Annotated in this window: 14 protein-coding genes; 4 read left to right on the top strand and 10 right to left on the bottom strand. The window is 74.0% G+C overall.

Annotated elements, in window-relative coordinates; genetic code table 11:
• Window positions 1–43: 43 nt before the first annotated feature.
• A complete protein-coding gene (locus ACZ5OX_RS07650; protein ID WP_449788529.1) occupies window positions 44–1,543 on the top strand; it encodes an aminopeptidase P family protein in 1,500 nt (499 codons plus the stop codon).
• A 76-nt stretch (window positions 1,544–1,619) separates the two neighbouring features.
• Here the strand turns inward: ACZ5OX_RS07650 and ACZ5OX_RS07645 are convergent, their stop codons facing one another.
• The 3 genes from ACZ5OX_RS07645 to ACZ5OX_RS07635 form a co-directional block, all read right to left on the bottom strand.
• Window positions 1,620–2,819, bottom strand: a complete 1,200-nt coding sequence (locus ACZ5OX_RS07645; RefSeq protein ID WP_465629142.1) for a hypothetical protein — start codon at window positions 2,817–2,819, stop codon at window positions 1,620–1,622.
• A gap of 276 nt (window positions 2,820–3,095) precedes the next feature.
• Window positions 3,096–4,541, bottom strand: a complete 1,446-nt coding sequence (locus ACZ5OX_RS07640) for a hypothetical protein (RefSeq protein ID WP_465629141.1) — start codon at window positions 4,539–4,541, stop codon at window positions 3,096–3,098.
• Window positions 4,538–5,215 carry an RNA polymerase sigma factor gene (locus ACZ5OX_RS07635; RefSeq protein WP_449808681.1) on the bottom strand — a complete coding sequence of 226 codons (678 nt, stop codon included), beginning with the start codon at window positions 5,213–5,215 and terminating at the stop codon, window positions 4,538–4,540. Before ACZ5OX_RS07635 ends, ACZ5OX_RS07640 begins: the two co-directional genes overlap by 4 nt.
• Window positions 5,216–5,574: 359 nt before the next feature.
• Here ACZ5OX_RS07635 and ACZ5OX_RS07630 point away from each other — a divergent pair, with 359 nt between their 5' ends.
• Complete coding sequence (locus ACZ5OX_RS07630) at window positions 5,575–6,582, top strand: helix-turn-helix domain-containing protein (RefSeq protein ID WP_465629610.1); 1,008 nt, start codon at window positions 5,575–5,577, stop codon at window positions 6,580–6,582.
• A 66-nt stretch (window positions 6,583–6,648) separates the two neighbouring features.
• Here ACZ5OX_RS07630 and ACZ5OX_RS07625 read toward each other — a convergent pair whose 3' ends face one another.
• The 7 genes from ACZ5OX_RS07625 to ACZ5OX_RS07595 all read right to left on the bottom strand — a co-directional run bounded on the left by ACZ5OX_RS07625 (window position 6,649) and on the right by ACZ5OX_RS07595 (window position 13,452).
• Window positions 6,649–7,443, bottom strand: coding sequence for a MerR family transcriptional regulator (locus ACZ5OX_RS07625; RefSeq protein ID WP_465629140.1), 795 nt, complete (start codon window positions 7,441–7,443; stop codon window positions 6,649–6,651).
• Between the two features lie 54 nt (window positions 7,444–7,497).
• On the bottom strand, window positions 7,498–8,760 hold the full coding sequence (locus ACZ5OX_RS07620) for a hypothetical protein (RefSeq protein WP_465629139.1): 1,263 nt from the start codon (window positions 8,758–8,760) through the stop codon (window positions 7,498–7,500).
• 255 nt (window positions 8,761–9,015) lie between these two features.
• Window positions 9,016–10,155 (bottom strand): LPXTG cell wall anchor domain-containing protein, encoded by a 1,140-nt coding sequence (locus tag ACZ5OX_RS07615; protein WP_465629138.1) that lies wholly within the window; start codon window positions 10,153–10,155, stop codon window positions 9,016–9,018.
• Between the two features lie 388 nt (window positions 10,156–10,543).
• Complete coding sequence (locus ACZ5OX_RS07610) at window positions 10,544–11,128, bottom strand: flavodoxin family protein (RefSeq protein WP_465629137.1); 585 nt, start codon at window positions 11,126–11,128, stop codon at window positions 10,544–10,546.
• Between the two features lie 123 nt (window positions 11,129–11,251).
• Window positions 11,252–12,136, bottom strand: coding sequence for an NAD(P)-dependent oxidoreductase (locus ACZ5OX_RS07605; RefSeq protein WP_465629136.1), 885 nt, complete (start codon window positions 12,134–12,136; stop codon window positions 11,252–11,254).
• Between the two features lie 141 nt (window positions 12,137–12,277).
• Window positions 12,278–12,733 carry a YunG family protein gene (locus tag ACZ5OX_RS07600; protein ID WP_449787780.1) on the bottom strand — a complete coding sequence of 152 codons (456 nt, stop codon included), beginning with the start codon at window positions 12,731–12,733 and terminating at the stop codon, window positions 12,278–12,280.
• 158 nt (window positions 12,734–12,891) lie between these two features.
• Window positions 12,892–13,452: a GlcG/HbpS family heme-binding protein gene (locus tag ACZ5OX_RS07595; RefSeq protein WP_392868506.1), complete on the bottom strand. Its 561-nt coding sequence runs from the start codon at window positions 13,450–13,452 to the stop codon at window positions 12,892–12,894.
• Between the two features lie 328 nt (window positions 13,453–13,780).
• Between ACZ5OX_RS07595 and ACZ5OX_RS07590 the strand changes: the two genes are divergently transcribed.
• Window positions 13,781–15,115: a sensor histidine kinase gene (locus ACZ5OX_RS07590; protein ID WP_465629135.1), complete on the top strand. Its 1,335-nt coding sequence runs from the start codon at window positions 13,781–13,783 to the stop codon at window positions 15,113–15,115.
• A 97-nt stretch (window positions 15,116–15,212) separates the two neighbouring features.
• A complete protein-coding gene (locus ACZ5OX_RS07585; RefSeq protein WP_449787783.1) occupies window positions 15,213–15,875 on the top strand; it encodes a response regulator in 663 nt (220 codons plus the stop codon).
• Window positions 15,876–16,375 lie beyond the last annotated feature (500 nt).

Raw genomic sequence — 16,375 nt, 5'->3', positions numbered from 1 at the left:
TCCCCCGACGGGCGGCGGTACCACCCCCAAGGAGGCGTTGCACGTGACCGAGGACCGTACCCCCGCGGTGGCCGAGAACCCCGAGGCCGAGGGCGGCGAGGAGCCCGAGCAGTTCAAGGGCCGCAAGAACGGTCTCTACGGCGAGATCTCCGACGAGCTCGCCGCCTCGATGAAGTCCGGCTGGGCCGACACCGAGCTGCACGGCCTCGTCCCGGTCGCCCAGGCCCCGTACGCGGCCGAGCGCCGCGCCGCGCTGTCCGCCGCCTACCCCGGCGAGCGCCTGGTCGTCCCGGCGGGCAACCTGCGGGTGCGCTCCAACGACACCGACTACGCGTTCCGCGCCTCCAGCGAGTACGTCCACCTCACCGGCGACCAGACCGAGGACGCGGTGCTGGTCGGCGAGCCGACCGGAGCGACCGGCCACGAGTTCGCGCTCTACCTGCTGCCCCGCTCGAACCGCGAGAACGGCGAGTTCTGGCTGGACGGCCACGGCGAGCTGTGGGTCGGCCGCCGGCACAGCCTGAGCGAGCAGGAGCAGCTGCTCGGCCTGCCCGCCCGGGACGTGCGCCAGGCCGCCGAGGAGCTGGCCGCGAAGGCCGCGGACTCCGCCGTGCCGACCCGGATCGTCCGCGGCTACGACGCCGGCCTGGAGGCCGCGCTGGCCGACGCCCTGGACGCCGACAAGGACGCCGAGTTCAAGGAGTTCCTGAGCGGCCTGCGGCTGGTCAAGGACGAGTGGGAGATCGGCGAGCTGCGCGCCGCCTGCGACGCCACCGTCAAGGGCTTCACCGACGTGGTCCGCGAGCTGGGCCAGGCCGTCGCCACCTCGGAGCGCTGGATCGAGGGCACCTTCTGGCGCCGCGCCCGGGTCGAGGGCAACGACGTCGGCTACGGCACCATCGCCGCGGCCGGCCCGCACGCCACCACCCTGCACTGGGTGCGCAACGACGGCGACGTGCGCCCCGGCGAGCTGCTGCTGCTGGACGCGGGCGTGGAGACCAGCACCCTCTACACCGCCGACGTCACCCGCAGCCTGCCGATCAACGGCCGCTTCACCGAGCTGCAGCGCCGGATCTACGACGCCGTGTACGACGCCCAGGAGGCCGGAATCGCCGCGGTGAAGCCCGGCGCCCGCTTCCGCGACTTCCACGAGGCCTCGCAGCGCGTCCTCGCCGAGCGGCTGCTCGCCTGGGGTCTGCTGGACGCCTCGGTGTACGACGTCGAGAAGGTCCTGGAGCTCGGCCTCCAGCGCCGCTGGACCCTGCACGGCACCGGCCACATGCTCGGCCTGGACGTCCACGACTGCGCCCACTCGCGCCGCGAGGAGCACGTCGACGCGCTGCTGGTCCCGGGCATGGTGCTGACCGTCGAGCCGGGCCTGTACTTCCAGCAGGACGACCTGACCGTGCCGGAGGAGTACCGCGGCATCGGCGTCCGGATCGAGGACGACATCCTGGTCACCGCCGACGGCAACGAGAACCTCTCGGCCGGCCTGCCCCGCAGCTCCGAGGACGTCGAGGCCTGGATGGCCTCGCTCGCCTGAGCCGCGGAACGGTGAAGGGCCCGGCCTCCCGAGCAGTGGGAGGCCGGGCCCTTCGGCTTCAGGTGCGGGCCGGCTGTCAGGCCCGGTCGCCGAAGACGTCCCAGTAGGCGGACTGGTGGCCGTTCGACCGGGCACCCACCTGGACCTCCACGGGGTACTTCGGGGTCTCCTTCATGGTGATCCGGAAGGTGTACTCGAGCGTGTCACCCCACCGGTTGCTCTCCATCCCGGTCGGGAGGACCGCGGTCAGACCGTCGCAGTCCTGCTGCACCTCGACCGGCTTCCAGTCAGCGCCGACCCTCGCCTCCAGCGTGAAGTCGCCCGCCGCCAGCCACGAGGCGCTCGACACACCCACCACGGGGCGCAGGTTCGCGGTGCCCCCCGGGGCGTTGGCCTCGAAGCCGAACTCGACGGGGGTCGTCCCGGCCTTGAGGCCCGTCTTCGACACGCCGGTCACCTCCGGGCTGAGGTGGTCGACGACCGAGGCGTTCAGCACGGCCTTCGCGATGCCCTGGTAGTCCGGGGAGTTCGGCACGGGGGCGTCCGCCTCGATCCCGAGCCGGCCCGGACGGTTGGCCGTGGACAGCCGCATCCGGTACTCGATGGTCCGGCTCTCGCCGGCGGCGAGCGTGAAGGCCCCGTCGCTGCGGTTCATCACGTAGTCCATCCCGGTGCCCTGGCTGAGGTGGTCCAGCTTCTTCCAGCCCGAGGCGTCCTTGCGCTCCAGGGTGCCGTCGGCGAGGTCCGACACCCGCGCGCAGGGGGCGCCCTCGTACTGCTGGGTCGCCACCACCGGGGCCACGCTGCGGGTGCCGGTGGCGTCGTTGTTCTTCCAGGTGACGGAGAAGGTCACCAGGTCGTTCAGCTCGATCTGCGCGCCCTCGCTCAGGCCGCTGAAGGTGATCCCGATGCCGCTTCCGCCGGACTGGGCGGCGGGCTTCGGCGCGCCGGGCTTGGCGGCGGCGGGCTTGGCCGGGGCCTTCGTGGCCGGCTTGGCCGGGGCCTTCGCGGCGGGCTTGGCGGGCTCGACGGCGGGGGCCTCCGCCGCCGGGGCCTCGGCCGTGGGCGTGGCGGCCGGCGCGGCGGTGGTGGGCGCGGCCGGGGCGGGGGTGGTCGGAACGGCACCCGCGCCGGGGGTGGCCGAGGAGCCGGCCGAGGGGGCGGAGGCGGCGACGGACGACCCGCCGTTGGTCGGGCCGCAGGCGGCGACACCGACGGCGGCGACGACGGCCAGCGGGATGATCTTCGCAATACGGGCGATAACGGACGCGTTCATGTGACAGTCCCCCCAAGGACACGGCGATGGTGGTTTTGATCGGATGAGCGGGCGCCTACTGTCGCGCCCCGAGGAGCCGGCCCGAGCCCCCCGGCTTCGCCGGCTCGCTCTCCCCGCCTCTCACCCTGATAGACGTCCATCCCGCCGGGGGGTTGCACCCGGGTTCGAAGAAATTTCCCGCGACCCTCCCCGGAACGCCGAAAGGCGCCGTGACCAGGGGAGAACCCCGGTCACGGCGCCTCGACGGCCCGCTTGGGACTGACGGCCCGCTTGGGACTACTGCTTCACGACCGTCACCGGGACGGTCAGCTCGTTCAGGACGTTCAGCGGCGCGGTGCCGGTGTACGGCAGCGTCACCTGGACGACCACCGGCATCGTCCCGGGCCCGTCCACCGGGTCGAGGGTCATCCGGTACGTCACCTTCTTGCTCTCACCCGGAGCGAGCGAGAACGCGGCGCTCGCGGCCGCCATCGCGTAGTCCATGCCGCCGCCCATCGACAGCGGGAGCGCCGTCCAGCCACCGCCGTCCTGGCGCTCCAGCTTGCCCTGGTTCATCATGACCATCTCGCTGGGCGGCGTCCCGGCGTACTCCTTCGTGTAGACCAGCGGCTGGACCTTCGCGAAGCTCTTCTGGCTGGTGTTCCGGTAGGTCACCGAGAAGGTCACCGGGGTGCCGCCGTTGGACACCTTCTGCCCCGCGCCGATGCCGCCGTCGACGGTGATGGCGATGTCCTTGCCGCTCTGCGCGACCCCGGTCGGCGGCTTGTGGCCGCTCACGTCCAGGCTGTTGACGATCGACGTCAGGCCCGCCTGGTAGTCGCTCTTGAGCCCGTTCGCCACCACGAAGACCTGGTCCGAACCCATGCCCCACAGCTGGGCGGTGAAGCTGTCCCCGGGCTTGCAGGTGACGTTCCACTGGGTCTTGTCGATCGACTTGCCGCCCACCGTGGACTTGGTCCGCACCGGGGCGCCCATCGAGGAGTAGCCGCTGTCGGGGAAGTAGGGCCGGCCCCAGACCGGGCAGTTCGGCTGGTGGCCCCAGCCGTCGGGGGCGGCGAGGTCGTTCATCGTCGGCCAGGCACCGCTTTCGGTCTCGTCCGGGGTGTTGTAGACCACGACCATGACGCCGTAGGGCTCACAGTCCGCCTGCGTCCAGCCCTGCTGCGGCTCGGTCGGCGCTCCGGGGCTCAGCACGCAGACCCGGTCCGCCGAGCGCGGCACGACCTTCCAGCCTCCCGGAACCCTGAACTTGACCCCTCGAAGGGTGTACGAACTCGCCGCACCGGTCGCGGCGTTGGGGGCGGTGGGGGTCGTGGACGAGGCACCGTCGGCGAGCGGGACGTCGGTCTCGGCAGCGCCGGTGGGGGTGCCCGGGTCGGTGGCGTCGGACGTGGGGCTGGGTGCGCCGGTCGGCTCGGGCGTCGGGCTCGGCACGGAGGTCAGCGTGGCGGCCGGCGGCGGGACCTGGTCCTGGGCGACCGGCTCGCCGTGGAAGGTGAGCACGCCGATCGCCATGGCGGCGGCCAGGCCGAGCGGCAGGGTGACGGCGTACACCGGGCGCAGTCGGCGGATCCGGCTCTTCGGGGGAGCGGCCGGGCGCAGGCCGGTCGCCGTGACCATGGAGGCCCGGGCCGTCAACGCCTCGCGCAGCAGCCGTTCCGTGGGTGTCTCGGCCGGCCCGTCGCCGTCGCCGCCGGTGCGGCGGGGGAGCTTGTCGGTCATCGAACCTTCTCCAGGTGCTTTTCCAAGGCGTCCAGAGCGCGGCTGGCGGTGGACTTCACGGCACCCCGGGACAGCCCCAGGGTCTCGGCAATCTGCGCTTCCGACATGTCGGACCAGTAGCGCAGCACCAGCACCTCGCGCTGGCGGGGAGTCAACTCCTGCAGGGCCACCAGCACCCGGCGGTGCTCGTCGTTGAGCACCGCGTGGTCCTCGGCGGACGGCGCGTCGGCCACGTGCGGCGGCACGTACTCGCGGGCGGTCTTGCGGCGGCGCAGCATCGAACGGGCGCCGTTGACCACCGACGTGCGCAGGTAGCCGAGCGCGTTGTCGAGGTCGTCCAGTTCCTCGCCGTAGCGCTGGTAGAGCTGGGTGAAGGCCTCCTGGACGACGTCCTCGGCCAGGTCCTGGTGGTCGACCAGCAGGACCGCCATCCGGACCAGACCGAGCCGGTGGGCGTGGTAGAGGTCGGTCAGGGTGGGCCGGTCCTCGGCGGGCTTGCGGCCGCCGCGCAACAGGCGGAAGCCGGAACGGCGCTGCTTCGCGTCCTGTTCGGTGACGACGCCGGCGAGCGGCTCGCCGACCTCCTGCGCACCGAACAGCGCGGCGACCACTCCTCGGACGGAGAAGCCGCGTCCCCCTGACTGCACGGCGGTCGGCCCGATGGCCATGGACATCTGCGTTTCCGCTTTCCCCCGGGACGGTGACGGCGGCCGCCGTTCCGTCAGGTCACCTGATCAAGATCGTGATCGGGGGGATCATCCCAGCCCGCCCTCGGCCGGGCTCCCTCCGCCCCCCGTAGTCAAGGACGTGTGACGGGAGCGGAGGTTGCAGGTGGGTTCGAAGAAAGTTCCGAGGGGGTCCGGACGGCTACACTCACCGGCATTCCGCCACCCGTGAGCAGGGGGTTCGCATGGCCGAGCAGAACGTCGACGGCCCGGTCGGTGCCGGAACCGGTACGGCCGTGGGTGCGGCCGCGGCCGCCGCCACCGCGTCGCGGCCGGTGTCCGTCACCATCGGCCGGCGCCCGGAGCCCGTGCACGACGTCGCGGTGTACGCCTTCCCGGGCATGGCGACCTTCGAACTCGGCGTGGTGGTCGAGGTGTTCGGGCTCGCGCGGCCCGAGCTGGCCGGCCTGCTGGCGGCGCCCTGGTACGGGCTGAAGGTGTGCGCCGAGCGGCCCGGGATGCCGCTGGACGCGGTGGGCGGCTTCACGCTGACCGCCCCGTACGGGCTGGACGAGCTGGCGGCCGCCGACACCGTGATCGTCCCCGGGGTGCCCAACGTGTTCGGCGGCGTCGGGGCACCTCCCGGCCGCGGTGCCGGGGGCGTCTCCCCCGCCCTGGTCGAGGCGCTGCGCACCGCGCACGGTCGCGGCGCCCGGATCGTGTCGATCTGCGGGGGCGCCTTCGCGCTGGCCGCCGCCGGGCTGCTGGACGGCCGGGAGGCGACCACCCACTGGCGGTACGCCGAGCTGCTCCAGCAGCGCCACCCGGCGGTGCGGGTCAACCCGGACGTGCTGTACGTGGACAACGGCGACGTGCTGACCAGCGCGGGCAGCGCGGCCGGCATCGACCTCTGCCTGCACCTGGTCCGCCGGGACCACGGTGCCAAAGTGGCGAACACGGTGGCCAGGCGCTTCGTGGTGGCGCCGCACCGGGACGGCGGGCAGGCCCAGTTCGTCGAGGCGGCGGTCCGCCCGGTCGAGGACGAGGAGGACGGCATAGCCCGCAGCATGCAGTGGGCGCTGGACCACCTGTCGTCCCCGCTGACCATCTCCCGACTGGCCCGCGCCGCCCGGATGTCGGACCGCTCGTACCTGCGGCACTTCACCGCCCGCACCGGGACCAGCCCGATGCGCTGGGTCGTCACCCAGCGCATCGCGGCCAGTCTGGCGCTACTGGAGTCGCCGGAGGGGACGGTGGAGGAGATCGCCGCGGCGGTCGGCTTCGAGAGCGCCGCGACGTTCCGCCACCACTTCGGTCGGGTGATGCGCACCTCCCCGACCTCCTACCGGCGCTCCTTCGGGCGCGGGGCGGCCTGAGCGCGCGGGGTGGCCTGAACGCGCGGGGTGGCCTGAGCGCGCGAGGTGGCCTGAGCGCGCCCGCTGTCACGCCTCGCGCTTCGCCTCGGGGTCGGCCTCGCGCAGGTCCGCGTTGGCGAGGATGGCGTCGTGCAGCCACTGGGCCAGGCCCGGCGCGAGCTTCTCGTAGGTGTCGGTCCAGCGCGAGTCGGAGACGTACAGCCCGGCCAGGCCGCGGTGGATGGTGAACGTGCAGTCGTAGAAGTTCCGGCAGATGTGCTGGCGGTGCTCCTCGGCGAGGTCCGTGGCCACCGGGCCGTCGGCGGGCTCGCCGGCGGTGACCGCCTCGGCCAGGCGGTCGTTGATCCCGGTCATCTCGGCCTGGATGCGCTGCCAGTCGGCCTTGGAGTAGCCGCCGGTGCGGCGCTGCGACTCGGCCCAGGCCTCGGTGTCGCCCCAGCGCTGCTCGGCCTCCTGCTCCCACTCCTCCTGGTAGCCCTCGCCGAAGATCTCGAACTTCTCCTCCGGGGTCAGCTGAATGCCCATTCTCCGTGCCTCCATGGCGTGTTCGACGGCTGAGGCGAGTTCCTGGAGGTGACTGATCCGGTCGGTGAGCAGCCGGTGCTGCCGCCGGAGGTGTTCGGTCGGGCTGACCGAGTCGTCGTCCAGGATCGCCGCGATCTCCTCCAGGGGGAACCCGAGTTCTCGGTAGAAGAGGATCTGCTGCAGCCGGTCGAGGTCGGCGTCCCCGTAGCGGCGGTAGCCGGAGCGGGTACGGCCGGCCGGGGACAGCAGGCCGATCTCGTCGTAGTGGTGCAGGGTGCGGACCGTCACCTTGGCGATCTTCGCCACGGCGCCGACCGAGTAGCCCTCACTGGTCATCGGAGTTCCTCCCTGGTGCTGACCACCACCCTCGGCTCTCACGTCGCGTGAGGGTCAAGCCGTGGCGCCGGCGCGGGCGCGCCCGTCTCGGACCCCGGCGCCGGCCGGCACCCGCTCGCGCCGCCGACCACCCCTGCGGCCGCCGCCGTCGCCCGGTGCGCCGGGCCGCTGCCGGCGGGACCGCTGGGTGGGCCAGAGCAGCACGTACGAGGCGGAGACCACCACGAAGGCGAGCCGGACGAAGCCGCGGGCCGCGTCGGACGGCAGGAACAGCGTGCCGCCGTACAGCGAGGCCAGCGCTATCCAGCTCCACCACGGGACGAGCCGCTTCTGCCCGACCGCGTCCCAGAGCAGGGTGCCGAGCAGGATCGAGGCCGTGTAGTACGTGTAGACGCTCGGGTCGAGCAGGATGCGGGCGTCCGCGCCCAGCAGCACCACGGCGGGCCAGCGGCCGCGCCAGACGGCGACGCAGCCGAGCCCGATGCCGAGCGCGAACTGGGTCGGACGGTCCCACCAGGGGGTGGCCGGGTCGGTGACCCCGAACCAGCGCAGCGCGGAGGCGGGCTGGTTCGGGATGGTGAACTTGGCGGCCGCCATGGTGTCCAGGTTGCCCAGGTAGAACGGCAGCCAGGCGATCGCCACCAGGGCGCAGAACCAGAGCGCGGTGCGCAGCCAGGCGGGCCTGGGCAGCGCCAGGATCAGCGGGGCGAAGGCGATCGCCCAGGGTTTGGAATCGACCGCCAGCGCCAGGAACACCGCGACCTGGACGGGTTTGCCGCGGGCCAGGGCGTGCGCGGCGAGGGTGGTGAAGAACAGCGCCAGGACGTCGTCCAGGTGCGCGAAGCGGACCGAGACCTCGACCCACATCGGGATGAACGCCAGCCCGGCGATCAGCAGCCGCTGCTGGAGGCGCCGGTGGTTGGTCCCGGTGCCGAGGTAGTACAGGGCGGCGGTGCGGCCGACCAGGACCAGCATCACCAGGCCCAGCCCGGCACTCACCGCCTCGGCGATCAGCTCGCCGGTGTGCGGCGCGAACGGGGCGGTGAGCCTGGCCGCGGCCAGACTGACCGGGCCGATCTGGAGCTCCGGGTGGTGGGCGTAGAGCGACAGGCCGCCGTCGGGCTGGTCACTGAAGAGCAGCTGCTCGCCCTGGCGCAGGTAGTGCCACGAGAAGCCGCCGCTGGGCTCGACCAGGAGGAACCAGAGCACCGTCCAGGCGGCCAGCAGGACGTGGTGCCTGCGGAGCGGCAGTCCGGCGATCCGCCCGGTGGTCGCCTCGTAGTCGGTGGTGGTCCGTGCCGTGCGTACTACCCGCACCTGTCCTCTCCCAGCCGTTCCGCCCCCTCCGGCCGGACATCCTATGTGACGGAGGAGAACCGCCCGTGCCGCCCGCGGATCCGTCCGACGGGACGGTGCGGGCGGCACGGGCGGCACGGGGCCGGGCCTGCGCGCTCGGCGGCGCGCCCGGGTCAGCGCTTCGGGGCGGCGCTTCGGGGCGGCGCTTCGGGGCGGCGCTTCGGGGCGGCGCTTCGGGGCGGCGCTTCGGGGCGGCGCCCCGGTCAGCGCTTCGGGTCAGCCCTGCTGCGCGGACTTGCGGCGGCGCAGCACCACGAGGGTGCCGATGCCGGCGACCAGGACGGCACCACCGGTGGCCGCGATGACCGTGGTGTTGTCGCCGCCACCGGTCTGGGCCAGGGCCTTGTCGGCGCCGTCGGCGGCGGCCTTGGCCTTGTCGACCACGGCCGGGGTCAGCGGCGGCGGGGTGATGACCGGGGGCTCCACCGGGAAGTCGATCGGGCCCGCGGTGTCGCCGGTGCTCTCGGCCGGGGCCGGGGCGGTGGCCGAGCCGGAGGGCGTACCGGTGGCCGGGGTGGTCGGCTGCTCGGTGGGCTTCTCGGTCGGGGTCTCGGTCGGCTTGCCGGTGGGCGTCTCGGTCGGCTTCTCGGTCGGCGTGGTGGTCGCGGTGGCCGACGGGGAGCTGCTCGCGGTCGGGCTGGGCTTGCCCGTCTGGGTCGGCGTCGGGCTGGGCTTGCCGGTGTGCGACGAGGTGGGCGTCGGGGTCGGCTTGCCGCCCGGCGCCTTGATGACGAAGCCCACGCCGCCGTCGCAGCTGAGGTGGCCGTTGTCGACCGGCTGGTGGCTGGAGTCGTCGAGCTGGGCGGCGAAGACGACCGGGACGACGCCGGCCCGGCCGAGCGGGGAGCCGTCGGCGAAGGACGCCCGGACCTTGATCGGGACGTTCTTGCCGCGGTTCACCCCGAGCAGGTCGTCGCCGACCGGGTTGCCTTCGGCGTCGAGGGTGCCGAGCATCATCAGGACGGAGTCGTTCTTCTTCTCCCCGCTCTTGTCGGGGGCGACCACGGCGGTCTGCCACTCGCCCCCGGGGAGCCGGTACTGGACCTTGAGGTCCTTCGCCTGGAGCGAGCCCGCCTTGCTCTTGAACTTGAGCAGCGGGATGAAGACGAAGTCGTGCTTCGTCCGGTTGTCGACCTTGAAGGTGAACTCGCGGGCGTCACCGCCGGCGATGAAGGTGCCGGGCACGTTGTTCAGCGAGAGGTCGAGGCTCGCGTGCGACGCCTTGTCGGCCTGGGAGGCGACGGCGGACGGGGTGCCGGGGGTGCCGACGGCCATGGCGCCCTGGGCGCCCGCCAGCACGAGCGAGGACGCGAGCGCGGCGGCTCCGGCAAGGGCAAGACTGCGACGTATGGACAAGGAGACCTCACGGAAGTGTCCGGGCGAGGCCCGGGCGCGAGGGGGCGGCCGCAGACGCCGCAGTACCCCCCGCGAAGCTGAAAGTCCGACGGAGAGTACCGAACGATCCGACCGGTCCGGAAGCCGGGTGGCACGCTGCGCCCAGGACCGGGGAAATCGATGCCCGAATCGCCCAACTCTGGCCACTTGTAAGGCTTTTGCACCTCGCCTGAAGTCGACCCGCGGTGACGGGTACACGCCCGTAGGACGGTACCGCAGGGCCTCCTCCGGCGGGGGGCGAACGCGCATGGGCGTCCGGCCGGGGCCTGCCGTGCCCGGCCCGCCGGCGGTCGGCCCGTGGTGTACGCCGGGGCTCGGGCCGGGCGCTCGGGCCGGGCCGAGCCCGAACTCAGCCCGCGAAGAAGGACTTGGCCGCGATCACCGCCCGCTCGTCGTCCAGCACCTCGCCCGGGCGGTTGCCGCTGCCGATCAGCGCTCCGCCCCAGCGCATCGCCATGTACTCGGCGGTCAGCCGGAGGGTGCCGACCAGCGGTTCGGCCTTGTCCTCCTCGGTGGCGGCGAGTGCGGTGACGCCCCAGAGCGTGCGGCCGCCCATCCGGGCGCGGAAGTCCACCCCGGGCAGCCGCAGCCAGGCCGACCAGTGGTCGAGGTAGAGCTTGGCACTGGTCGGCAGCGAGTACCAGTACAGCGGCGCGACGAAGACCAGGTCGGTGGCCGCGAGCGTGGCGTCCAGCAGGGCCCGCTCGTGGCCGACCGGCTCGGGGTAGCGGCCGTCGCCGGTGTGCCGCAGGTCCCGGAAGGGCGGCAGCGGGTGGTCCTCCAGCCGCAGCCAGTGCTGCTCGGCGCCGGGCGGCAGGCTCGACTCGGCGGCCAGCCGGGCCAGCCGGACGGAGTTCCCGTCGGTGCGCGCGCTGGCGTCGAGGAACAGGAAACGACGCGGCGCCGCGGCGCCGGACGGCTGATCGGCCATCATGACTCCCCCGTCGTGAATGCGGTACGGACGGAGGAGAGAGCGGCCGTCGAAGGCCCGTTTATTCCGTGCCCGCGCCAACCCCCTTGCAGCGCGCTGGGTTTGGCGCGGACGACCGGACGGCGGTCAGGCGGGCAGTCCGGCCCGGCGGCGGGCGACGGCGGCGACGGCCGCCCAGTCCTTCTCCCCGTCGCCGTGGGCGAGCGCGTCCAGGAAGGCGTCCCGCAGGATGCTGCCGAACGGGAGCGGGACGTTGCGCGAGGCGCCCGCCTCCAGCGCGAGGCCGACGTCCTTGAGCCCGAGCGGCAGCCGGAACCCGGCCGGCTCGTAGCGGCGTTCGGCCACCATCGCGCCGTAGCCGCCGTAGATCGGCCCGGGGAAGAGCGTGGCGGTGAGCATCTCGACCAGCTCGGTCGGCCGGACGCCGTTCGCGTCGGCCAGGCTGCACGCCTCGGCCATCGACTCGATCGCGCAGGCGATCAGGAAGTTGGTGCTGATCTTGGCCGTGTTGGCCTGCCGGGGGCTGTCCCCGAAGTACCAGGTGCGCTCGCCCATCGCGGCGAACAGCGGCTCGGCCCGCTCCAGCAGGTCGGGCGCGCCCGCGGCCAGGATGTTCAGCCGCCCGGCCGCCGCGACCGGCGGCCGGCCGAGCACCGGGGCGGCGACGTAGCCGATGCCGTGCTCGCCGTGCAGCGCCTCGGCCCGTTCGGCGAGGGCGAGCGAGACGGTGGCCATGTTGACGTGCAGGGTCGCCTCGGCGCCGGCCAGCAGCGCGGGGTCGAGCAGCAGCTGCTCGACCGCCGCGTCGTTGGCGAGCATGGAGACCACCGTGTCGGCGGCGAACACCTCGGCGAGCGAGTCGGCCGCCTGCGCGCCCTCGGCCACCATCGCGGCCACCGGCTCGGGCGAGCGGTTCCAGACCCGTACCGTGTGACCGGCCCGCAGCAGGCTGCCGGCCATGCCGCGCCCCATCCCGCCCAGCCCGACGAAGCCGATCGTCCGCCCGCTCATCCGCGCACTCCCCTGGTCGCCACTGCTCGTATGCGACCGACTGTACGTCAGGGGGCCTTGCGGGCCGGACGACACCGGCTGCCGAACCCGCTACCGACCCGGGTGCCGAACCCCTCGGCGCACCCGTGGCCGGGGCGCGGCTCAGGCGCAGGCACGGGCCCGGGTGGCGGCGGCCCGGGCGGCCCGGGCCGGCACCCGCGTGCGGTCGGCGGCGGCGCCGCGCTCCAACTCGGCGACCACCCGGCCGCGCAGCAGCTCGTACTGGGCCTGGAGGCGGCCGGGGCGGGCCGGGCGGGCGACCGGACGGCCGGGGCCGACCAGCTCGTCCGGCCCGAACTGCTCGCGGGTGAGGTCGATCTCGAAGCCGGTGGCGAAACGGTTCCACCAGTGGAGATCCGTCCGCACCCCGTCGACGTACACCTCGCCCATCATGAGCTCGCCGCCGAGCAGGTCGTGCACCACCATCGCCGTCACCCCGCACTGGCCGCGGGCGGGATTGTCGGGACGCCAGTGGGCCAGATCCTCGGGCGCACAGGTGTCGACACCCCAGGAGGAGCGGATCGCACGTTCGATGTCGTTGAGGGTCCACGCCGTCATACCGGGAAGCCTGCCACGCGCCACTGACAGTGGCACCGGCTTTTCGAAGGGTCATCCCGTGTTCTGCGGCGACCCTCCCTGTGTTCACCCGAACGAGGCCCCGGCCCGGCCGGGCGGCCCCTGCCCCCGCGCGGGGCGGGCCGCCGGCCGGGCTCGCGTCACTTCGCCAGCTCGGCGACGCCCGCCTGCGCGAACTGCTCGTCCAGGTCCCCGCTGGGCGCGCCCGCGACACCGACGGCCGCGATCGGAGCGCCCTTCGACTGGATCGGGGCACCGCCGGCCAGGAACAGGGTGCCCGGGATGTCCTTCAGGTTCGGGGCCTGGGCCAGGCGCTTGGCCAGCTCCGAGGTCGGGGCGTTCCAGGACACCGCGGTGAAGGCCTTGCGCTCGGCCGAGACCGGGGCCTGCGGGCCGGCGCCGTCGCCCTTCAGCAGCACCCGGGTGACACCGTCACGGTCGACGACCGCGACCGACACGTGCTGGCCGGCCTTGGTGGCCGCGTCCAGGGCGGCCTGGGCGGCGCGGGTGGCGGCGTCGATGGTCAGACCGCTGCTCGGGGCCAGGTTCTTGTTCTGGGTGTCGGCCTTCGCCGCGGCCGGGACGGCCGGGGTGTCGGTGGACTCGGCGCTGGCCGAGACGGCGCCGACGGTGGCGGCGGCGACCGCGGCGGCGACGACGGTGCCGGTCAGCACCCGGGTGCGCACGGAAGTCTTCTTCATGGTCCAGCTCCTCAGCGGATCTGCGGGGTCGGGTGGGGGTTCGGGGGCCGCCGGACCGTCGGGGGGATCGTCCGGCGGCGTGCTTCGATCCTCCGGCCGGGGCAGGGGCCGCCACATCGACGGTCCGGCGCGGGCGTCCGGGCATGATGGTGGACGGCGGCGTCAACCGATCGGCTGATGCGGGCCCGGGCCGGACGGGTCACCATCGAGGGATCGACGCAGGTCAGTGCGGTTCCGGACGGGCCGGTCCGGGCCTGCTCCGAGCGGTCCGGGCCGGCGCCGACCGGCACGGCCGTCCCTCGGTCGGTGCGGACCCCACCGGCCGCGCATGCACCACCCGTTCAGCCAGGAGCCACCCGTGCAGCAGCCCCGCCCGACCGCCGGCCGCCGCGCTGCGGACCGTACCGGTGCCGGCCTTCGCGGCGTCCTCGGGCCCGACGCCGGCGATCCGGACGCGGGCCGGCTCGCGCTGCTGCTGGACTCCGCCTTCCTGCTGCTGCTCGCCGCCTCGCTCAACCGCTACCTCAGCCACCACTCCGGCAACGCCCAGGCGCCCTGGGTGATCGGGCTGAGCGCGGCCCTCGCGGTCGCCCGACCGGCCGGGTCCTGGCTCGACCACCACCGGCCGACCTCCCCGGGCCGGCGCCGCCGGTGGCCGCTGGCCCTGGTGGTGGCGCTCTGGGTGGTGCTGGTGCTGCTCGCGCCGAGCTTCGCCTGGTGCGCCGTCCCGCTCATCTACACCGCGCTGCGGGCGCTGCCCGCGAAGGCGGCCATCCCGCTGGTCGGCGCGCTGACCCTGCTGGTGGTGATCGCCGAGATCCGGCTGCCCGGCGGCGTCGACGCCACCCTCGTCCTGCTGCCGCCCGCGGTGGCCGCGCTCGCCACCGGTGTCTTCCTCTTCATGGCCCGGCAGGCCGCCCGGCAACGCGCGCTGATCGCCGACCTGGTCCGCACCCGGCGCGAACTCGCCGCCACCGAGCGGCGGGAGGGCACCCTGGCCGAACGCGCGCGACTGGCGATGGAGATCCACGACACCCTGGCGCAGGGCCTGTCCAGCCAGCAGATGCTGCTCCAGGCCGCCGAGCGCACCTGGGACACCCACCCGGCGACCGCCCGCACCCACGTCCGCACCGCCGCCGAGGTGGCCGCCCGGAACCTGGCCGAGGCCCGCCGCTTCGTCCATGACCTCGCCCCGGTGGAGCTGTCGGACGGCCGCACCCTCGACCGGGCGCTGCGGGCGCTGGCCGAACGGGAGTCCGCCGAGAGCGGGCTGCCGGTCCGCTTCCACCTGGACGGCACGCCGGTGCCGCTGCCCACCGCCGCACAGTCCGCGCTGCTGCGGATCGCCCAGGGCGCGCTGGCCAACGTCCGCGAGCACGCCGGGGCGTCGGCCGCCGCGATCACGCTGTCCTTCCTCGGCGACCAGGCCGTGCTGGACGTCGCCGACGACGGGCGGGGCTTCGACCCGGACGCGGTCGGCACCGGGGGCGGGGGCGGGGGCGAGAGCGGGGCCGAGACCGGGGGCGCGAGCGGGAGCCGGCGCGGCTACGGCCTGCCGGCCATGCGTGCCCGACTGCGGCAGTTGGGTGGCAGGCTGACCGTGGAGAGCACGCCCGGTGAGGGCACCGTCGTCTCCGCCGCGGTGCCCCTGGAGCAGCGGTGAGCCCGGAGCGGCATGATCCCGGGGCGGCGATGAGCCCAAAGCGGCGATCAGCCCGGAGCACCGACCGGTCCGGAACAGCGATGACCCTGGAGCAGCCATGAGCACGAGTCCCGCCCGCACGACTCCCGCCCGGACGGCTCCCGTCCGGCTGCTGGTCTGCGACGACCACGCCGTGGTGCGGGCCGGCCTGTTGGCACTGCTGGCGAGCGCCGGCGACATCGAGGTGGTCGGCGAGGCGAGCACCGGCGAGGAGGCCGTCGCGCTGGCCGCCCGGCTGGCGCCCCAGGTCGTGCTGATGGACCTCCAACTCGGCGACGGCATCGACGGGGTGGAGGCCACCCGGCGGATCACCGCCGCCCCGGGCGGGCCGCACGTCCTGGTGCTCACCACCTACGACACTGACGCCGACATCACCCGGGCCATCGCCGCCGGTGCCACCGGCTACCTGCTGAAGGCCGAGCGCCCGGAGGAACTCTTCGCCGCCGTGCACGCGGCCGCACAGGGCCGGACGGTGCTCTCCCCGCCGGTCGCCTCACGGGTGATGGCACAGATGCGGGCACCCTCGCCGCAGCTGACCGAGCGCGAGCAGGACATCCTCGAACAGCTGGCTCAGGGGCTGGGCAACCGGGAGATCGCCCGGGCGCTGTTCATCAGCGAGGCCACCGTGAAGACTCACCTCGGCCGGATCTACGACAAGTTGGGCGTGGACACCCGGGCGGGCGCGGTGGCGGTGGCGAAGGAGCGCCGGCTGCTCCGCTGAGCCCGCCCGCTCCGCCCCTCCCCCGGCTGCGCTGGGCGCCCGTCCGGTGTCACTGCGTACTGCCATGATGCTCGGAATGTCGGATTCCGTCCGGTGCGCACCTCCGCCCACCCCTGCCCGGCGCGGGCGGTCGAGTACGGGCGGACCACCCCGGCACGGCCACAAATCCCTGGTACGAGGCCTATCCGGCCGCTGCGGAGCCCTTCGTCACAATGTGGATGTTTCATGGATTTCACTATTGACAAACCAACCACGCGGTTTGTTAGCGTGAGATCACGACGTCCCCGGGGTGGGGGCTCGCCGGGGCCTGTGCGGACCACTCTCGCCGGAGGGTGTGGCCAGGGGGGATCGGCGGGTTTGCCGGGGTGTCGGGGGGAGCGGCAGCGCCGAAGCCGCGCGGTGAGGCGGCGTGGGGGGGGGGGGGGGGGGGGGGGTCCCCCCCCCCCCCCCCCCACCACCCCCACCGCCCCGCCAGGCGGCTCACCTCCCCCCCCCAAGAC

It is taken from the genome of Kitasatospora sp. NPDC032121, from assembly GCF_055580145.1.
Note: the sequence above shows the minus strand (reverse complement) of the source record. Positions and strands in the feature narration are given on the sequence as shown.

Excerpts from the sequence above, each read along its gene's own strand:
- ACZ5OX_RS07645 (WP_465629142.1), bottom strand. The coding sequence starts at position 2,819 with ATGAACGCGTCCGTTATCGCCCGTATTGCGAAGATCATCCCGCTGGCC.
- ACZ5OX_RS07640 (WP_465629141.1), bottom strand. The coding sequence starts at position 4,541 with ATGACCGACAAGCTCCCCCGCCGCACCGGCGGCGACGGCGACGGGCCG.
- ACZ5OX_RS07635 (WP_449808681.1), bottom strand. The coding sequence starts at position 5,215 with ATGTCCATGGCCATCGGGCCGACCGCCGTGCAGTCAGGGGGACGCGGC.
- ACZ5OX_RS07625 (WP_465629140.1), bottom strand. The coding sequence starts at position 7,443 with ATGACCAGTGAGGGCTACTCGGTCGGCGCCGTGGCGAAGATCGCCAAG.
- ACZ5OX_RS07610 (WP_465629137.1), bottom strand. The coding sequence starts at position 11,128 with ATGATGGCCGATCAGCCGTCCGGCGCCGCGGCGCCGCGTCGTTTCCTG.
- ACZ5OX_RS07605 (WP_465629136.1), bottom strand. The coding sequence starts at position 12,136 with ATGAGCGGGCGGACGATCGGCTTCGTCGGGCTGGGCGGGATGGGGCGC.
- ACZ5OX_RS07600 (WP_449787780.1), bottom strand. The coding sequence starts at position 12,733 with ATGACGGCGTGGACCCTCAACGACATCGAACGTGCGATCCGCTCCTCC.
- ACZ5OX_RS07595 (WP_392868506.1), bottom strand. The coding sequence starts at position 13,452 with ATGAAGAAGACTTCCGTGCGCACCCGGGTGCTGACCGGCACCGTCGTC.
- ACZ5OX_RS07590 (WP_465629135.1), top strand. The coding sequence starts at position 13,781 with ATGCACCACCCGTTCAGCCAGGAGCCACCCGTGCAGCAGCCCCGCCCG.
- ACZ5OX_RS07585 (WP_449787783.1), top strand. The coding sequence starts at position 15,213 with ATGAGCACGAGTCCCGCCCGCACGACTCCCGCCCGGACGGCTCCCGTC.